This window comes from Paenibacillus sp. JCM 10914 (assembly GCF_001315105.1).
Classification (GTDB): Bacteria; Bacillota; Bacilli; order Paenibacillales; family Paenibacillaceae; genus Paenibacillus_AQ.
Genome location: NZ_BAZR01000002.1, coordinates 45,071 through 64,561 on the forward strand (window position 1 = coordinate 45,071; position 19,491 = coordinate 64,561).

Here is a 19,491-nt window from a genome sequence, read left to right on the forward strand (position 1 = left end):
AGCACGGCAAGGAAATCAAAATGGATGTGTTGAAGGAAGTGGGAAACATCGGTGCCGGAAATGCGGCTACCGCGTTATCCAGGCTGCTCGACAAGCCGATCGACATGGCTGTACCGAAGGTGCAGCTGCTTCCATTTGAACAGATTGCGGAGACGGTGGGGGGGAGCGAGCGCGTTGTGCTCGCGGTCTACCTGCGGGTCGAAGGAAGTGCGCCCGGTAACCTCTTCTTCATCATGAGTCCGGAGGCTGGGAAGAATCTGCTGCACAATCTGGCTGGTATCGAAGCCTCTGCGAGCGAGCAATTCTCGGAGATGGAACAGTCGGCTTTAAGTGAAATTGGCAACATCCTGGCTGGTTCGTATCTTTCATCCCTCGCTGACTTTACCAGATTATCTATGACTCCCACCGTCCCTGCCTTGGTTATGGATATGGCTGGCGCTATATTAAGCTATGGATTGCTCCAATTTGGAGAAATGGGAGACGATGCCCTCTTAATCAACACGACGTTCCTGGAAGGGCAGAATGAAGTAGAGGGTCAGTTCTTCCTGATTCCGGATCCACAATCATTCGAACAGATATTCGAAGCCTTGGGAGTACCTTTCGAATGATTGAAGAGCAAAGCATTGTGAAAGTGGCTATGGCGGACCTGAACGTCGCAGGTCCAAGCGGAATTCTACGTACAACAGGCCTTGGTTCCTGCGTGGGACTTACCCTGTATGATCCGCTGACCAAGATCGGTGGCATGGCGCATATTATGCTGCCGTCCTCGGCGATTGCCAGAGAAGGTCAGTTGAACTTGTCGAAATACGCGGACACAGCTCTCCCTATTCTGTTGAACAAGATGAGAAATCTAGCGCTTCTCCAACCCGTATGGTGGCCAAGATGGCCGGAGGGGCCCAGATGTTTGCTTTTACCGGTGGCGGGGACACGATGCGGATCGGTCCGCGTAATGTCGAGTCCTGCAAGGCAGGTTTAGCACAGATGGGGATCCCTCTTGTCGCAGAAGATACAGGCGGCAATTATGGAAGAACGGTAGAATTGGACTGCGCAACGGGTACATTTACTATAAGAAGCGTACAAAAGGGCATAAAGGAATTGTAGCTATGATGAATAGACTTCGTTTCTATCTAATATCGGGATTTGCCGGCTTTATATTCACTTTTATTTTAACGATACGCAACAATCCGTGGATGACTAGCATGAATCGGGCTCTGATCGCTCTTGTTATCTGGTGTGCCTTGGCGGTGCTGCTCAGATGGCTGCTTGGAGCTATTGCGAAGCCGGCAGTGGTCAAGGAGATCGATGCTGCCTCCGAATCGCAGTTAAGGGAGGACCGGGGGACGCGGCTTGATCTGACTACCCCGGACGAAGATCGCGAACTGATGGATCTCATGCATGCCGATGCCAAGGAGGGCGGAGGGTTTGTACCACTGAATCCACCGAAATTGGTATCCACGAAAGATCCCGAAGAACTGGCCAAGGCCGTTCGTCACCTTACGAATAAATAAGGAGGTGAGGGCAATTGGACGAACGAAAAGCTTCTACGTTGAACCACATGGAAATTTGGAGTGCATGGAAGGAAGACGGGGATCAGGAAGCGAAAAAGAAATTGATCGAAAATCATCTTCACATCGTGGATTATGTATCCAGTCGACTGGCTATCGGCCTTCCCAAGAATGTATCGAAAGGCGATCTGGCAAGCAACGGTGTGATGGGGCTGATTGATGCGATTGAGAAATTCGATTATAAGCGCGGGTTGCAATTCGAAACGTATGCTTCCTGGAGAGTGCGCGGGGCTATTCTGGATTCGCTTCGTCAGGGAGATTGGGTGCCTCGTTCTGTTCGGGAGAAGGCCAAGAAAATCGAAACAGCATACCAACAGTTGGAACAGAAGTATTTACGCAGCGTTAGCGATTCGGAAATGAGTGACTACCTGGATGTGTCGGAGAAAGAATTTCGTCACATGCTTCAGGAAGTGGCGGTTATGACGCTTACCTCGCTCGAGGATCCGATCCGTGAAGAGGAATCCGAAACTCGGATGTCACTCCTGGTGGATGAGAAGGCGAAGAACCCGGATCATAAGGTTAATGAATTTTATTTGCGGGAAGCTCTAACGAAAGGCATAGGCAAGTTAACACCCAAAGAGCGGACCGTGGTTTCATTGCTTTACTATGAAGATCTTTCCCTCAGTGAGATTGCGGAAGTAATGTCACTGTCACCCTCAAGAATTTCACAGCTTCATTCCAAGGCCATATTAAGACTTCGTGGCGCCCTGGATAAGGATCGGGATCTGCTTATGCAAAACGATTGACCCATGCCATTTATGAAGGGGGTTCCTGGATTGTCTGTAGACTATGCATTAGATCAATACTTTAGCGTTACCTTTTCGGACGATAAGGTTGTTGCTTATATACAGTTTGCTAAGTGGGAGAAGGATTTCGCCTGCTCTGTAGAAGCTCTGGAGCAATTTCTAAGAAATCATCAGGTGCGGTACGGGCTACAGCATGATACGTTGCGGCGGATTGCAGGTCATGCAGTAGAATATCAATACAGCAGAACGCCTATTGCCATTGGAAATGAACCGATGCATGGTCAGGACGGCAAAATCGTCTTCGTCATCGACATCGGGGATTCGACGAATCTGAAGCCGCTTGAGTTCGAAGATGGTAAGGTCGATTACAAAGAAGTGCTGCGTTTAAATAATGTCAAGAAAGGGCAATTGCTGGCGACCCGGATCGCACCGACAAAAGGCGTGCCCGGTACTTCGGTAACTGGTGAAGAGATTCCTAGCAAGCCCGGTAAGGAAGCCCATTTTAAAGTTGGTAAGAATGTGGTGGTTAATCCGGAGAAAACGGCGATGTATGCGGCGATTGATGGCTTGCTCACCCGAACCGAGAAGGGGAAAATGAATGTTTTTCCCGTGTATGAGATCAACGGCGATGTTGATTACAGCATCGGCAATATCGATTTTGTCGGAACTGTGGTAATTCGTGGCAATGTATTGTCTGGATTCAAGATTAAAGCTGCAGGTGATATACGTGTCACGGGTTTCGTAGAAGGTGCTGAACTGGACGCCGAAGGCTCTATCGATATATCTGGAGGAATTATAGGCTATAACAAGGGTTATGTAAGAGCTGGACAGAACGTAAAGAGCTCATTTATTCAAGATGGGAATGTCATCGCCGGAGCCAGTGTGCTGGTGTCTCAGAGCATCATGCACTCGAATATCCGCGCGGTTCAAAATATTGAATGCAGTGGCATCAAGGGACTTGTGGTAGGCGGAACACTTCAGGCAGGTGAAAAGGTAGTAGCGCGGACAATAGGTAACACCATGTCGACGGCCACGGTTATCGAGGTGGGTGTGTTGCCGGAGCTGCGCAACGAGCTTGTTGATTTGAGAGCACAGTTAAAGCTGTCGCTTGAAAGCATGGATAAGACGGATAAAGCACTGTACTTGCTTAATCAGTTGGCTTCATCGGGGCAGCTTGCTCCTGATAAACTCGCATTACGAATTAAGCTGAACGCGACGAAGAAATCGAATGTGGCTGAACAGGAAGGCATTAAAGAACGGATGCTGGAGATTGAGAAAATGTTGGAGGATACAGGCAAGGCACGGGTCAATGTGGTCAAAACCGTATATGGCGGGGCCAAGATCGTGATTGGCCGGTATACTCGGTTTATTAAAGACCCCACGCAGCGGGTTTCTTTTTACTATCATGACGGGGATATCACCATGGTGCCTTTACTATAGCAAGCTAGCAGGTAGAGGGAACTTACCTATTATGAAGATAAGAGGTGATATGCTTGAGTTTGAAATCGATTGAAATGCAGGTGGCCGTGCCCCGAACCCATGAAGCCGGAAGAGTACATAACGAGTTTCAACAGCGGCCGTTGAACGATCAGGCACTGCTTGCAGGAGAACAGATGAAGAACAGCCGGGCCGAATCGAAACGAAGCACTGAGGTGAGCGAGACGGCGGAAACGGCGATACGCGATGATGGGAACGGTGCATTCGACGAGCAGCAGGAGCAGGGGGCTGCGGAGAAAGAAGAAGCGATGGAGAAGCAGGCGGAACATCCGTACAAAGGAAAGAATTTTGATGTTTCGTTATAATCAATATAAGGGCTAAAGGAGCTAATCGAATTGGGTGATCCATGGATATACATCGTGCTTCTTGGCGTGGCAGCGGTGTTATACGCGTTTATGCTGCCAAAGCGCCGTGAGGAAACGGTGTCCAGCCAAGCGATTGTGCAGGAAGTAGAGAACACGCTCGAGGGCTATATGGCGGAGATTCAGCACGAAAATGAGCAGTTGGTGGAATTAATTGGGCAGTTGAAGCGAGAACAGCAGGCGGACCAGCAGAAGCTTCTGACACAGACGAAGGAACTGCAGCAGCGGGTGGATCAAATGGAACGGCAGCTTGTAGCATCCGAAGATCGTCTGTCCAGAGCTGAAGAAGCATTGCTGCGACGTTCCTCAACAAGCATGGATCCGGTTGAGGAAGAGAAAGCCATCGAAGAAAGCACACCGGACATCCATTCCATCAAGCACAGATATGCAGAATTGTTTGATTTATACGAGCAGGGCAAATCTATCGATATGATTGCAAAGGCTACGGAACTTCAGCGTGGTGAGGTCCAGCTCATCATTCAACTTGCGAAACAGGAGGAATCCGCGTGATCAAGAACCGAGTATTTATGATGGGCCTGGGTATCGGTCTGGTTACGGGAGGGATTCTGCTGCAGTTGATGATGATCGGGCAAGGTTCGGTATGGTCCGGTGAACCGGAGGATTTGACGAAGGAACAGCTTATTGCGGCAGCGGAAGCAATGGAGTTGAAAGTAATTGAGGCAGAGGATGAATTGATGACGGCTGAGCAATGGGAAGAGTCCCGCAGTACGTTAGCGGAAGACGTTCCATCAGAGTCGAACACGAACCAGGGGGCAGAGCAGCCTGAGAACCCGAACGAGCCGGTAAAGCCGAACGTTCAAGGTGGGGACGCTGTACAGCCGCCGGCAGCAACAGACGAACCGGCAGAGCCCGAGATCCCGGTCAGCAAAGAAACCGCGATCTCAATCCGTATTCCCTCCGGAAACAATCTCAGTGATATTGCGAGTCAGCTGCTGGGAGCAGGGATTATCGATGACAAGCAGGCATTCATTGATCAAGCGACGGTCCGGAAGGCCAACACAGTTGTACGCAGCGGCAGTTACTCCTTTGTGCCAGGTGAAGACTACGATGATATCATTACGAAAATAACAACGAAACCCTCCAACTAATTCATTGGTTGAGAGTGGTTTTTTTCTTTGATAACGGTATGGACTTCAACAATGATTGAATCATAGCGATGCATCTACAAAAGACATTGCAACCTGGTATTCATTATGGTATATTAAATGACGGTGTTAAAACACACGCCATAGTGATTTCGTTAAGGGTGCTTCCAGATAGGGAGTCTTAATGGAAAATGATCTTGGCGGAGGGACACACAAAAAACCAAACTTAGGAGGTGTGTGAAGATGGCGGTAATTTCCATGAAACAGTTACTTGAGGCTGGTGTACATTTCGGTCACCAAACTCGTCGCTGGAACCCAAAAATGGATAAATATATCTTCACTGAAAGAAACGGCATTTACATCATCGACCTGCAAAAAACGGTCAAGAAAGTTGAAGAAGCTTTCAACTTCGTAAAAAGCGTAGCTGGAGAGAACGGTACCGTTCTGTTCGTAGGTACGAAAAAACAAGCTCAAGATTCCGTGAAAGAAGAAGCAGAGCGTTGCGGTATGTACTACATTAACCAACGTTGGCTCGGCGGAACTTTGACTAACTTCGAAACCATTCAAAAGCGTATCAATCGTTTGAAACAGCTTGAGTCTTGGGAAGAAGACGGCACGTTCCAAGTATTGCCTAAGAAAGAAGTTATCCTTCTCCGCAAAGAGAAAGATCGTCTTGAGAAATTCCTGGGCGGTATTAAGAACATGAAGGGTCTTCCAAGCGCTTTGTTCATTATCGATCCACGTAAAGAGCGTATCGCTGTTGCGGAAGCTCGCAAATTGGGTATCCCAATCGTAGGTATCGTTGATACAAACTGCGATCCTGATGAAATCGATTATGTCATTCCAGGTAACGATGACGCGATTCGCGCTGTTAAATTGTTGACTGGTAAAATGGCTGACGCTGTAGTTGAAGCTCACCAAGGTGAAGAAACAACTGCATAATCAGGCTGAACTGTATAAGATATTGAATTAAATGAAAAGGGTGGTTGGTAGGTGGATAACCTCTCACTGCCCTTTTTTTAAGATACCGGAACGCTTATCATACCAATTTGGAGGGAAATCTAATGGCAGTATCAGCTAGTGCAGTTAAGGAACTTCGTGAAAGAACAGGAGCAGGTATGCTCGATTGCAAAAAAGCGCTTGACGAAACAAATGGTGATATCGATAAAGCGATCGCAGTTCTGCGTGAGAAGGGCTTGTCAGCAGCTGCAAACAAAGCCGGTCGTGCTGCAACTGAAGGCGTTGTTGAATCTTACATCCACGGTGGCGGTCGTATTGGCGTACTCGTTGAAATTAACTGTGAAACGGACTTCGTAGGTAAAACCGATCAATTTAAAGAGTTCGCGCGCGATATCGCGATGCATATTGCTGCAGCTAACCCGAAATATGTTCGCCGTGAAGAAGTTCCAACTGAAGAGCTTGATAAAGAAAAAGAAATCTTGAAAAACCAAGCGCTGAACGAAGGCAAGCCGGAGAAAATCGTTGAAAAAATGGTTGAAGGCCGCATCAACAAATACTATGAAGAGTATTGCCTGCTTGAGCAATCCTTCATTAAAGATCCGGACAAAACGATCAACACACTGTTGAACGAAAAGATCAGCACGATTGGCGAGAATATCTCCATTCGTCGTTTTGCTCGCTTTGAACTGGGTGAAGGCCTCGAGAAGAAGCAAGACAACTTTGTTGAAGAAGTTATGTCCCAGGTGAATAAATAAGCCAGATCGGCTACAATAGATGTTAGAAAAGAGTGGAACACACCCCGTGTTCCTTCTTTTTTAAGATAGTAATGCGTTTTTTCTATAAAGAGATAAGAAAAGTACAAACTTCAGCGCAGCGTCCATCGTTATCTCATATGAAATAGTAAGGATCCGTGTCTTGTATTCAAGACGCAGGATGTTTCTACTTGAGGCGGATGTTTTACCCGATTATTATAAACCGTCAAGCAGTGCCGGTGTGTCTGTCTGTCGTTTTACAAACGGGCGTCTAACTAAAGAGGCGCCGTCTTAAAGTGGAGGGTTATCATTTGGAACAGCCTGTATATAAACGAGTCATATTGAAAGTCAGCGGGGAATCCCTTTCGGGGCAGAATGGTTATGGTATTGACGCTGAGACGATCACTTCGATCGCTGAGCAAGTTCGTGAAGTCGTGGAATTGGGTGTTGAAGTAGCTGTTGTGTGTGGCGGCGGCAACATATGGCGCGGAATTGCGGGTAGTGCGAATGGCATTGACCGTGCAACCGCCGACTATATGGGCATGCTGGCGACCGTGATGAATTCCCTGGCGCTTCAGGATGCATTGGAGCAGATCGGCGTTCCGACACGGGTACAAACCTCGATCTCCATGCAACAAATTGCGGAACCGTACATTCGTCGACGTGCGATTCGTCATTTGGAAAAAGGCCGTGTCGTCATATTCGCAGCAGGAACAGGTAATCCTTACTTCTCCACCGATACGACCGCAGCGCTTCGCGCCGCTGAGATCGAAGCAGAAGTCATTCTCATGGCGAAGAACAAAGTGGATGGAGTATACTCTGCTGATCCATTTAAGGATGAAACTGCAGAGAAGTATGAGCAGCTTACGTATCTTGACGTATTGAACAAGAATCTCGGCGTAATGGACTCTACAGCTTCATCGTTATGTATGGACAACAATATCCCGCTAATCGTCTTTGCTATTACGGAGCAAGGTAACATTAAACGCGTCGTACTAGGAGAGAAGATCGGAACAATTGTCAAAGGGAGTGTAGATTAATGCCACAATCAGTAAAGAAAAATGCAGAGGAACGCATGGAAAAAGCGATCCTGTCTTTAAAACGTGACTTGGCTACTCTGCGCGCAGGACGGGCAGCACCAGCGCTTCTAGACCGGATTCAGGTTGAATATTATGGAGCGCCAACACCGGTGAACCAGTTAGCCAATATCAGTACGCCAGATTCAAGAACGCTGATGATTCAGCCTTGGGATAAGACTTCCCTGGCAGACATTGAGAAAGCGATCATGAAATCGGATCTCGGGTTGACTCCGGCGAACGACGGTAACCAGATCCGCTTAGTCATTCCTGCTCTAACGGAAGAGCGCAGAACGGAACTTGTGAAAATGACGAAGAAATTCGGCGAGGAAGCGAAAGTGGCCATCCGCAACATTCGCCGTGATGCTAATGACGACATCAAAAAAATGGAGAAAACAGATATTTCCGAGGACGAGTCCCGGAGACATCAGGAAGACATCCAAAAAACGACGGATAAGTTTATCGCGGAAGTCGACAAAGTCCTCGTTTCTAAAGAAAAAGAAATTATGGAAGTATAAGAGACTTGTGGCCCCTCCGGTAAGGTGGGGTTTGTCTCTTTTTTTGCAGAAAGATGCCTGGAGGAAATAGAATGATCAAACGGGTTCGATCGTGGTTGAATCAAGAGGACAGTCAGCAGACGCATCAGCTCTCTACGGACAATATCCCACATCATGTTGCCGTCATCATGGACGGTAATGGACGTTGGGCGAAACGGCGTGGCTTGCCGCGAATTGTCGGACATCAAAATGGTATGAAGGCTGTCAAAAGAGCGGCCATCGCAGCGGATGAGTTGGGTATCAAAATATTGACGATGTATGCTTTTTCCACAGAAAACTGGACACGTCCAAAGGAAGAAGTCGATTTTCTCATGAAGCTTCCTCAAGAATTTCTCGCGATCGAGCTTGAAGAATTGATTGAGAAGAACGTCCAGGTTAAAATGATGGGACATCCAGAGGACCTGCCGTCGCATACGGTATCGGCAATGGAAGAAGCTGTTGCCAAGACAGCGAATAATGACGGTTTGATTCTTAACTTTGCCCTCAATTATGGAAGTCGTAAGGAAATCGCTGAAAGCGTTAAGTTGCTGGCGCATGAAGTTCAGCAAGGCAATCTGCGCCCGGAGGATATTACCGAGGAAATGATTGGCAAGCGTCTTCTTACGGGGGGACTGCCCGATCCGGATCTGCTGATTCGGACCAGCGGTGAATTGCGACTAAGTAACTTTATGCTGTGGCAGCTCGCCTACAGTGAATTATGGTTTACAGATGTCTATTGGCCGGAATTCACCAGGGATCATCTGGTGCAGGCGGTGTCGGACTATCAACAAAGAACACGGCGCTACGGTGGACTGTTGACGTAGCCGATGGAGGATGGAACGTTTTGAAACAACGATTGATTACCGGAATCATAGCGGGAGCGGTCTTTTTAGGATTATGTTTCATTGGCGGCCTCTGGTACCATCTGCTCATTCTGGCAATGGCCCTTATCGGTTACTATGAGTTCGTACGGATGACGAATACAGCGCCGTTCGGGGGAACGGCGTGGATTGGATACGCTGGCGTGCTGTTGCTGGTGTTCCCATGGGGGCCGCTGGGCATCGAATTAAAGCTCGCAACGGATCAGATCCTATGGCTTGTCCTGCTATTGTTCTTGCTCGTTACGGTAACGACGAAGAATCGTATCGATATTCAGAGGGCTTCGCTCTTGTTTCTGGCAGCTGTATATATCGGTATTGGATTTATGTTTCTTGCCGAGGCGCGTCATGCGCCTGATGGACATGGCGTTTTCTGGACCTTTCTGCTGCTTGCTTCGATTTGGGGCAGTGATGCAGGGGCTTATTTTGTCGGCAAGGCAATGGGGCGTCACAAGTTATGGCCGTCGATCAGTCCTAACAAAACGATTGAAGGCGCAGTCGGCGGTGTGATTATCGCCGTATTTACGGCCTTGCTGTTCGCTTGGTTTTCGGGTGGATTGCTATCGGCTGGACAAGCGGTATGGATCGGTCTATCTTGCGCAGTTATCGGTCAGTTAGGCGATCTTGTACAATCCGCATACAAGCGGGTTTACGGCATTAAGGATTCGGGCAAGTTATTGCCGGGACATGGCGGGATTCTGGATCGCTGTGACAGTTGGATCGTCGTATTTCCATTCGTACATATATTAAGTCTTCTCCCTTATTGATGAAAGGAAAGATTCGTATGAAAAAAATCAGCGTGCTGGGTTCAACCGGCTCCATCGGCACTCAAACGATGGATGTCGCAAGATTGCACCCGGAGCAAATTCAGATCGAAGGATTGGCGGCAGGAAGCAATACCGATTTACTGCTGCAGCAAGTGAAGGAATTCGCTCCCCGCAAAGTATCCGTCGCAACGAAGGAATTGGCTGAACGCATAAGGCATGAGCTCCCTGCGGGTACAGAATTGTACTATGGACGGGAAGGCTTGATCGAGATTGCGGCGGGAACGGAAGCAGATACGGTTGTAACCGCGGTTGTAGGCAGCATGGGCTTGCCTTCTACGCTTGCTGCAATTGATGCGGGCAAGACGATCGGGCTCGCGAACAAGGAGACGCTTGTAACAGCAGGTCATATTGTGACGGCCCGTGCTGCAGCGAAAGGCGTCAAGTTACTACCAATCGATAGCGAGCACTCTGCTATATTTCAGTGTCTGAATGGTGAACGTTACGAAGATATTGAGCGAATCACGCTGACTGCTTCGGGCGGCTCGTTCCGTGATTATCGTCGTGATCAGTTAATTAACGTCACGGTGGAGGATGCGCTTAAGCATCCAAATTGGTCCATGGGAGCCAAGATTACCATTGATTCTGCAACGATGGTCAATAAAGGCCTTGAGGTAATGGAGGCACATTGGCTTTATCATATACCGTATGATCGGATTTCTGTTTTATTGCACCCAGAGAGCATTATCCATTCCTATGTGGAATTTCGGGATTCCAGCATTATCGCCCAGCTTGGAAACCCCGATATGAGGGTGCCGATACAATACGCTTTAACTTACCCTGAGCGATGGACTTCTCCCGCTCCGCGTCTGTCCCTTGCCGAGGCAGGCAAGCTTCATTTCAGCGAAATGGACTTTGAGCGCTTCCCATGTTTAAGGCTTGCTTATGAATGTGGTAAAATGGGGGGGACGGCACCTACGGTATTCAATGCCGCGAATGAAATAGCCGTTGCTCGCTTCCTTGGCGGTGAGATATCGTTCCTTCGGATTGAAGAGATCATAGAGCAGGTCGTTGAACGCCATGTCAACATCTCTAATCCGGAGCTTGGGGCTATTGAGGAAGCGGACGCGTTAGCACGGGAAGTAGCTCTTCATTTGTAAGAGCTGAAGTTATTTTGTAAATCTCCCTGAAAAAAAAGTTGGTTGCTTGTGATTCTCTTGTGGACGGTAGGAGAATAATGATAATCTATAGGGACATACTGCGTTCTCAGAGGAAAAGGGGGATGTACCACATTGGAAATGGTTCGGATCGTCTTCTTAACGGTGCTCATGTTTTTTGTTATAGTCACTGTGCATGAATGGGGGCACTATTATTTTGCTAGGCGTGCCGGAATTTTGGTGAGAGAGTTTGCCATTGGATTCGGTCCTAAGCTGTTCTCATATAAACGCAATGAAACCCAGTTCACGCTCCGGTTACTGCCTTTTGGCGGTTATGCAAGGATGGCGGGAGAAGACCCGGAATTGGTCGAGGTTCATCCGGGGCAGACGATTGCCGTTCGCCTGAATACAGAGAATCAGGTGAAGAAGATTTATCTGGATCAGCTCGATAACCGCAAGAACGTGCTTCGCGGTGAAGTTCAGTTCATGGACATGGTAGACCGACTATCGGTGCGACTTGATGTTGATGGTGAATTCCAGCAATACGAGATCCATCCGCAAGCAATGATGGTTGCTAAAGGCGTGGAGACACAGATTGCACCGAGGGATCGTCAATTTGGAAGTAAGACGGTGGGTCAGAGAGCACTCGCGATTTTTGCTGGTCCCGTGATGAACTTTATCTTGGCCTTTGTGCTGTTCGCTTTACATATTCAGATGGCTGGGATTCCCGTTGAGAATCCTACCTATGTGAAGATTGGCGGTATCACGCAAGGCATGCCAGCCGATGAAGCCGATTTGAAGAAAGGCGATATTATCGAGAGCATTAACGGTACGGCGATTGGAGCGGATTATCAGATGATGATCGAACTGATCGCCGCATCCAAGGACAAGCCGATGGATTGGACTGTTCGCCGCGGTGATGAGTCTTTTGATTTGACGTTGACCCCACGAACAATGGAAGGCCAAGAAGGCGGGAAGGTTGGAATCGTCCCGGAACTGCCAACCCGTAGCGCTGGCTTCGGTGAGACCATTACTGGCTCAGGTACAGCGATGGTCGATACAACTACGATTATATTTCAGGGGTTCAGGCAATTAATCCAACAATTCTCTATGGATGATCTTGGAGGACCGGTGCGAACGTTTGAAGTGACGGGTCAAATTGCCAAACAAGGGATTGAGCAGTTGACCTACTGGGCTGCGATTCTAAGCTTGTATCTCGGGATCTTCAACCTGCTCCCAGTGCCTGCACTGGACGGAAGCCGTCTCATATTCCTCGGCATTGAAGCATTACGAGGAAAACCGGTCGATCCGAACAAGGAAGGGATGGTACACTTCATAGGTTTTGCCATGCTGTTCCTGCTTATGATCGCGGTAACGTATAACGATATACTCCGTTTGATTAACGGTTAAAGACGAGTAAGGATTAGATGCAACGTGGAAAGGCGCAGCGATAGCTACGCATGTAAAGCGTTCTTAATAATGGGAGGAACACGATTTATTATGTCTAAGGAATCGAAGGATAAACAGTTCGTGGCAGAGATCACGTCGCAAGGAGAAGATTTCTCCCGCTGGTATATCGATGTCATCAAAAAAGCGGATCTGATGGATTATTCGCCTGTCAGAGGTTGCATCGTATTTAAGCCCGACGGCTATGAGATTTGGGAACACATTCAGGCAGAGCTGGATCGCCGATTCAAGGCAACAGGTCATCGTAACGCCTATTTTCCGCTCTTTATTCCCGAGAGCTTCTTCCAGAAGGAGAAAGAGCATGTCGAGGGATTTAACCCTGAGCTTCCATGGGTAACCGAAGCAGCGGGTGAGAAATTGGAGGAACGACTGGCGATCCGACCAACTTCCGAAACGATGTTCGGCCACATGTATTCCAAGTGGATTCAGTCTTATCGTGATCTGCCATTGCTCATTAATCAATGGGCGAACGTAGTGAGATGGGAAAAACGCACTTTGCCGTTCTTGCGTACCAGCGAGTTTTTGTGGCAGGAGGGACATACTGCCCATGAGACGGAAACGGAGGCCAGAGGCGAGACGATGCAAATGCTGGATATTTATCAGCAATTCGTTGAAGACTACCTTGCGATTCCGGTTATTAAAGGACAAAAGACACCTTCGGAGAAATTTGCAGGCGCTGTTGATACGTACTCCATCGAAGCGATGATGAAAGATGGACGTGCTGTTCAGGCGGGAACTTCCCACTATATGGGGACGAACTTCTCTCAAGCCTTTGATATTCAATATTTGAACCGTGAGAACACGTTAGAATATGCCCATACCACCTCTTGGGGGGTCAGCACGCGTCTTATCGGTTCCTTGATTATGGTTCACGGGGATGATCGTGGACTCGTACTGCCGCCGAAGGTAGCTCCTACTCAGGTGATTATGATCCCGATCGGACCGCCTAAGACGAGAGAAGCCGTGGTTGGCCGTACGGATGAGCTGTTCCGTGAACTGAAATCCGCCGGTATTCGCGTTCGAGTCGACGACAATCCCGACGTGCGCCCAGGTTGGAAGTTTAATGAATATGAGATGCGCGGTGTGCCAGTAAGACTGGAAATCGGCCCGCGTGATATGGAGAACGGTGTCTGTGTGCTCGTCTCGCGCGTGACCGGCGAGAAGAAAACGGTGGAGCAGGCGAATTTGGTCCAGGAAGTTCAGGACATGCTTGCGCAAGTTCATGAAGAAATGTATAACCGCGCACAGCAGTTCCGGGAAGATCATTTTTATTCCGTAGAAACGCTGGACGAAATGAAAGACAGCATGGAAGAGAAGCGCGGCTTTACATTAGCCGGATGGTGCGGCTCTGCAGCTTGTGAAGATACCGTAAAGCAAGAGACAGGGGCAACAAGCCGTAACATTCCGTTTGAACCGTCAGAAAGAAAGACCAAATGCCTTGTATGCGGGGAAAACGCTGATCATACGGTGTTGTTTGCCAGAGCGTACTAAATTAACTGAAATTATGGATTGCCAGTAATAATTGGTGGTCTATCATCTGGAGTCAGCTTCCGGATGGCAGTACGACGGACGCTCTGTTTCGATAAGAGGCCTGACATTGTGCTGCCGGCGGAAGCTTTCTTCATGTTAATGCAATTTGCCACACAGGGGAGGGCGCCATGGGCACAACAGAAGATAAAAGGAAGCGGTTTGAACTGCTAATGAAGCAGGGAGAAGTTCCAGCCAATCTGGTGGAACCCTATTTTCTGGACGGTGTGATTGAGCAAGTGGAGACCAGCCGGGCAAGTAAGGATTGGAAGATTACGATTCTTAAGGATTCGCTTGTTCCGTCCGAAATCTATCGGACGTTTTGTTTGAGGATTCAAGAGAAGATGAGCCATATTGCTAAAATCCGATTCGTATTCCGTTATAACGGCGTGCATGAAGCGGAGATAGTGCAGGAATATTGGGGGCTGTTTCTGGAATGGGCGCACCGGGAGATTCCGTCGGTTAATGGTTGGATGTCTCGTGCTCGCCATGAAGTGGAGGATGGACAGGTCCTGCTGTCGATGTCGGATGGAATGTCACTGGAACTTGCCCGTAAAAAAGGGATTGATGGTGCGATTACCCGTTTCTTCGGACAGTATTTCGATCTGACGCTTCGAGTCAAGATGCAGGTTGGCGATAACGGTCAAGCGGCCTATGAAGAATTCGAGCAGAAGAAGCGCGAGGAAGAACGCGAGGTCATCGAGCAGCTCATGAGCAGCCTGGAGGCCGAGATGGATAGTGATGATGACGACGAGGAAGCGATAAAGCTTCAAGTCGGGTACGACATCAAGGATCAGCCTGTTCCCATTCAGGAAATTCAGGATGAGGAGAAGAAGATTACGATACAAGGCACTATTTTTGGCTTGGACCGGAAAGAGCTCCGCAACGGCAGTACCCTATTTACTTTTAATCTAACCGATTTCAGTGATTCCTTACAGATGAAGATGTTTGGCAAAACGAAAGATGATCTCAAGGTATTAGGCTTGCTGGAGAACGGGAAGTGGGTCAAAGCGCGTGGGCGCGTAGAGTATGACCGATTTATGCAAGTGCCAGAGCTCGTGATGATCCCTTCGGATCTCGGCGAAGTTTCTTCTCCTCCAAGCCGCAAGGACAACGCGGCAGAGAAACGAGTCGAATTTCATCTTCATACGACGATGAGCACGATGGACGCGGTGACGCCAATTGATCGATACATCAAAACAGCAGCTGCATGGGGACATAAGGCGATTGCCGTGAGTGACCATGGCGGTGTGCAATGTTACCCGGAAGCGGCGAAGAATGCCAAGAAGAATGGGATTAAGATGATGTACGGCATTGAGGCGAATGTGGTCAACGATGCGTGAATATCGTTGAACAAGCGCAGCCGCTTGAGCTGAGCAGCGCTACTTATGTCGTCTTCGATATTGAAACCACCGGATTGTCGATCACGGCTAACAAGATTATTGAGTTGGCTGCCGTCAAGATGGTAGAAGGCAAAGAAGTCGACCGCTATGCAACCTTCGTAAATCCGCATGAACGAATTCCATACCACATTCAGCAATTAACCAATATTAATGATGATATGGTGAAAAATGCTCCTGAACTTGTGCCGGTGCTTAAGGAATTTGTGGAATTTGTTGGCGACGCTGTGCTTGTGGCACATAATGCGAGATTTGATATGGGATTCATCCAGGCAGCCTTGAAAAATTCAGGCATGGCTACCCTGGATAATCCGTATCTCGATACCTTGGAGCTGGCCCGTCTGATTCATCCAGGAATGAAGAACCACCGATTGAACACATTGGCTGACAAGTATAAAGTGCTGCTGGAGAGCCATCACCGGGCGATTGATGATACGATTGCGCTTGCGGGCATTCTCAACGGCTTGCTGAGTGATGTGGACAAGCAGAAGAGCATTAAAATGCTGGACCGGCTTAATGATTATGTGGGGATGGACCTCTCCAATACTCGCCCTTTTCACTGCGGCATCTATGCGCTGAATATGGCTGGCAAAAAGAATCTGTACAAGCTCGTATCCATGTCTCATACTCAATTTTTCAAGCGGGTACCTACGATTCCTAAGTCCAAGCTGCAGGAAATGCGTGATGGCCTACTAGTGCTCTCCGGATGTGAAAAGGGAGAATTCTTCGAAACGGTCCTCAATAAGACCGAGGAAGAGGCAGAGGAAATTGCCGGCTTCTACGATGTCCTTGAGATTCAGCCCCTGACGATGTATATGCATTTGGTGGATAAGGGTTTGGTTGGAAGCCCGGAGGAAATCAAAACGGCGATGTCCAAAATTGTCCGAATCGGTGAGAAGTTGGATAAACCGGTAATCGCGACGGGCAATGTGCATTACCTTGATCCGAGAGACAAGCTGTTTCGGGATATTACGATTCACGGGATTACCGGTTTTAGTCCATTGAAGGATCAGCGTAAGCCGGATGCTCATCTGCGGACAACGGAGGAAATGTTGGAAGAGTTCGAGTTTCTCGGACAGGATAAATGCTATGAAGTTGTCGTGACAAACACAAGTCAGCTTGCGGACCGATTCGAGGAGCTGGAGCTATTTCCGGATAAGCTGTTTACGCCGATTCTGGACGGTGCCGATGACGAAATACGTAATACGTGTTATGAGACCGCTAAATCCATATACGGAGAGCATTTACCAGAGGTGGTTGTTGCACGGCTGGAGAAGGAACTCGAGCCGATCATCAAATACGGTTTCTCAGCGAACTATCTAATTTCGGAGAAACTCGTGAAGAAATCGAATAGAGACGGATATCTGGTAGGCTCGCGGGGATCGGTAGGCTCCTCCGTTGTTGCTACATTCCTGGGCATCTCCGAGGTTAATCCGCTACCGGCACATTATATCTGTCTGAACAGTGATTGCAAACATAGCGAATGGTTTCTAGATGGAAGCATACCGAGCGGATTCGATCTACCGGGCAAGGCTTGCCCACAGTGCGGTAAGATGATGAAAGGTGAAGGACAAGATATTCCGTTCGAAACGTTCCTCGGCTTCAAAGGTGACAAAGTGCCTGATATTGATTTGAACTTTTCGGGGGAGTATCAGCCCCATGCTCATAATTTCACCAAGGAGATGTTCGGTGAGAAGAATGTCTTTCGAGCGGGAACGATCGGTACAGTGGCCGAGAAGACGGCATTCGGATTTGCCAAGAAGTATGAGGAGCATAACAATAAGCGCTGGCGGGGAGCGGAGCTGAATCGTCTAGCCTCAGGCTGTACAGGGGTTAAGCGAAGCACGGGTCAGCATCCCGGCGGAATTGTGGTTGTGCCGGATTATATTGAAGTAGAAGAGATTACGCCTGTTCAATTCCCGGCCGATGATGTTAACGCGGAATGGAAAACAACCCATTTTGATTATCACGCGTTTGAAGCCAACCTGCTTAAACTTGATATTCTCGGCCACGATGATCCGACCATGATGAGGATGCTGCAGGATTTAACCGGCGTCGATCCGACTACGATCCCGATGAATGATCCGAAGGTCATGAGCATGTTCAACTCCACCGAATCGCTCGGCGTAACACCAGATCAGATTCGCTCGCCAGTCGCCACGTTCGGGGTGCCGGAGATGGGAACGAAGTTCGTACGGCAGATGCTCGTAGAGTCCCAGCCGTCGAGCTTTGCCGACTTATTGCAAATATCCGGTCTGTCTCACGGAACGGGGGTTTGGCTTGGCAACGCGCAAGAGCTAATTAAGAACGGGACCTGTAACATCAAGACGGTTATCGGTTGTCGGGATGACATTATGTTGTTCCTGATATATAAGGCAGGTATGGAAGCAAGTCTTGCCTTTAAAATAACGGAAAGTGTACGCAAAGGCAGAGGGCTCTCTCAGGAATGGATTGACGAGATGAAGAAGTGCAAAGTACCGCAATGGTATATCGATTCCTGTCTCAAAATCCAGTACATGTTCCCGAAAGCCCATGCCGCCGCTTATGTTATCTCAGCGGTTCGAACGGCTTACTTCAAGCTCTATCATCCGATTGAATATTATGCTACCTATTTCTCGGTGCGTGCAGAGGATTTCGATATCGAATTATGTGCTCAAGGTTATGAAGCGATCTATCGACGGATTGAAGAGATCGAGCAGCTTGGCTTCGGAGCTACGCCGAAGGAGAAAGGCTCGCTGCCTGTTCTGGAGATGGCGCTGGAGATGACGGCGAGAGGATTGTCAATCAAGAATATCGATCTGTACCGTTCCGAAGCGGTCCGGTTCACCGTCGATGGCAATTCGCTCATCCCCCCGTTCTCCGCCTTGCAGGGAATCGGAGACAATGCCGCTCGCAACATCGCGGCTGCAAAAGAATTGGGTGAGTTCCTTTCCATTGAGGATTTCCAGCAGAAAGCCAAGGCGAGTAAAACCGCAGTGGAGCTGCTGACTCAGATGGGGTGCTTCCGCGGACTGCCTGAGAGCAATCAGTTGTCATTGTTCTAATTGTTGTCATGGTTTTTTATCGTAACGCCTTGACAGTCAAGGAGTCATACTTGTCACTATTACCAGACTATGTTATAATTTTTTTGGTAATCATGGAGATAAAACCGTTGTGTAAAGAGTGGGGCAACCCACTCTTTACTCTTTGGTATATAGGAAATGAAGTTGGAGGTTATGTTCTTTGAGCACTTCAAAGATTAAAGCGACTGTTGAAGAAATGGTGCAGCCTTATTTGGATGAACACGGCTTTGAACTGGTCGATGTGGAATACGTTAAGGAAGGAAGCAACTGGTTCTTGCGCGTCTTCGTAGATAAAGACGGTGGCATAGATATCGATGATTGCGGTTTGATCAGTGAGCACTTGAGCCAGAAGCTGGATGAGAATGATCCAATCCCGACAGCTTACTTCCTGGAAGTATCCTCTCCTGGAGCGGAACGTCCACTGAAGAAGAAGGAAGATGTCGCGAAATCCGTAGGCAAGAATGTGTTTGTCACCGTATATGAGCCGATTAACGGACTCAAGGAGTTTGAGGGTAAGCTGGAATCGTTCGAGAATGAAGAGCTCCTCATCCAGACGGTGAAAAAGCAACACGTAATTCCTTATGCAAAAGTAGCCAGTGCCAGATTGGCCATCATTTTTTAAATGGAAGTTTTGAA

The 19,491-nt window shown here is 48.5% G+C and carries 17 protein-coding genes and 2 pseudogenes; all 19 read left to right on the forward strand.

Annotated elements, in window-relative coordinates; genetic code table 11:
* Positions 1–20 precede the first annotated feature (20 nt).
* Positions 21–608 (forward strand): chemotaxis protein CheC, encoded by a 588-nt coding sequence (locus JCM10914_RS03585; RefSeq protein ID WP_370570220.1) that lies wholly within the window; start codon positions 21–23, stop codon positions 606–608.
* Positions 605–1,101, forward strand: a pseudogene (locus tag JCM10914_RS03590) (chemotaxis protein CheD). Before JCM10914_RS03585 ends, JCM10914_RS03590 begins: the two are co-directional and overlap by 4 nt.
* A gap of 2 nt (positions 1,102–1,103) precedes the next feature.
* A complete protein-coding gene (locus tag JCM10914_RS03595; RefSeq protein WP_023957528.1) occupies positions 1,104–1,508 on the forward strand; it encodes a hypothetical protein in 405 nt (134 codons plus the stop codon).
* Positions 1,509–1,522: 14 nt separating this feature from the next.
* Positions 1,523–2,311, forward strand: a complete 789-nt coding sequence (locus JCM10914_RS03600; protein ID WP_023957529.1) for a FliA/WhiG family RNA polymerase sigma factor — start codon at positions 1,523–1,525, stop codon at positions 2,309–2,311.
* Between the two features lie 30 nt (positions 2,312–2,341).
* Positions 2,342–3,751, forward strand: a complete 1,410-nt coding sequence (locus JCM10914_RS03605) for a DUF342 domain-containing protein (RefSeq protein ID WP_023957531.1) — start codon at positions 2,342–2,344, stop codon at positions 3,749–3,751.
* A gap of 53 nt (positions 3,752–3,804) precedes the next feature.
* Positions 3,805–4,113, forward strand: a complete 309-nt coding sequence (locus JCM10914_RS03610) for a hypothetical protein (protein ID WP_023957533.1) — start codon at positions 3,805–3,807, stop codon at positions 4,111–4,113.
* A 30-nt stretch (positions 4,114–4,143) separates the two neighbouring features.
* On the forward strand, positions 4,144–4,680 hold the full coding sequence (locus JCM10914_RS03615; RefSeq protein WP_023957535.1) for a hypothetical protein: 537 nt from the start codon (positions 4,144–4,146) through the stop codon (positions 4,678–4,680).
* Positions 4,677–5,279: an endolytic transglycosylase MltG gene (locus tag JCM10914_RS03620; protein ID WP_023957537.1), complete on the forward strand. Its 603-nt coding sequence runs from the start codon at positions 4,677–4,679 to the stop codon at positions 5,277–5,279. The genes JCM10914_RS03615 and JCM10914_RS03620 overlap by 4 nt, the downstream gene beginning before the upstream one ends.
* A gap of 240 nt (positions 5,280–5,519) precedes the next feature.
* The gene (gene rpsB, locus JCM10914_RS03625; RefSeq protein ID WP_023957539.1) at positions 5,520–6,218 is read left to right on the forward strand and encodes a 30S ribosomal protein S2; all 699 of its coding nucleotides are present in this window, start codon (positions 5,520–5,522) and stop codon (positions 6,216–6,218) included.
* A 122-nt stretch (positions 6,219–6,340) separates the two neighbouring features.
* A complete protein-coding gene (tsf, locus tag JCM10914_RS03630; RefSeq protein WP_023957541.1) occupies positions 6,341–6,991 on the forward strand; it encodes a translation elongation factor Ts in 651 nt (216 codons plus the stop codon).
* A gap of 308 nt (positions 6,992–7,299) precedes the next feature.
* Entirely contained in the window at positions 7,300–8,028 is a 729-nt protein-coding gene (gene pyrH / locus JCM10914_RS03635) for a UMP kinase (RefSeq protein ID WP_023957543.1), read from the forward strand.
* Entirely contained in the window at positions 8,028–8,582 is a 555-nt protein-coding gene (gene frr, locus JCM10914_RS03640; protein WP_023957545.1) for a ribosome recycling factor, read from the forward strand. The genes pyrH and frr overlap by 1 nt, the downstream gene beginning before the upstream one ends.
* Before the next feature lie 71 nt (positions 8,583–8,653).
* A complete protein-coding gene (locus JCM10914_RS03645) occupies positions 8,654–9,424 on the forward strand; it encodes an isoprenyl transferase (protein ID WP_023957547.1) in 771 nt (256 codons plus the stop codon).
* A gap of 20 nt (positions 9,425–9,444) precedes the next feature.
* Positions 9,445–10,245 (forward strand): phosphatidate cytidylyltransferase, encoded by an 801-nt coding sequence (locus tag JCM10914_RS03650; protein ID WP_023957549.1) that lies wholly within the window; start codon positions 9,445–9,447, stop codon positions 10,243–10,245.
* A 17-nt stretch (positions 10,246–10,262) separates the two neighbouring features.
* Positions 10,263–11,402 carry a 1-deoxy-D-xylulose-5-phosphate reductoisomerase gene (locus JCM10914_RS03655; RefSeq protein ID WP_036716953.1) on the forward strand — a complete coding sequence of 380 codons (1,140 nt, stop codon included), beginning with the start codon at positions 10,263–10,265 and terminating at the stop codon, positions 11,400–11,402.
* Positions 11,403–11,534: 132 nt separating this feature from the next.
* A complete protein-coding gene (gene rseP, locus JCM10914_RS03660) occupies positions 11,535–12,809 on the forward strand; it encodes an RIP metalloprotease RseP (RefSeq protein ID WP_023957553.1) in 1,275 nt (424 codons plus the stop codon).
* A gap of 90 nt (positions 12,810–12,899) precedes the next feature.
* Entirely contained in the window at positions 12,900–14,357 is a 1,458-nt protein-coding gene (proS, locus tag JCM10914_RS03665; protein WP_023957555.1) for a proline--tRNA ligase, read from the forward strand.
* 167 nt (positions 14,358–14,524) lie between these two features.
* Positions 14,525–18,837 (forward strand): annotated as a pseudogene (locus JCM10914_RS03670) (PolC-type DNA polymerase III).
* A 178-nt stretch (positions 18,838–19,015) separates the two neighbouring features.
* On the forward strand, positions 19,016–19,477 hold the full coding sequence (gene rimP / locus JCM10914_RS03675) for a ribosome maturation factor RimP (protein WP_023957561.1): 462 nt from the start codon (positions 19,016–19,018) through the stop codon (positions 19,475–19,477).
* Positions 19,478–19,491 lie beyond the last annotated feature (14 nt).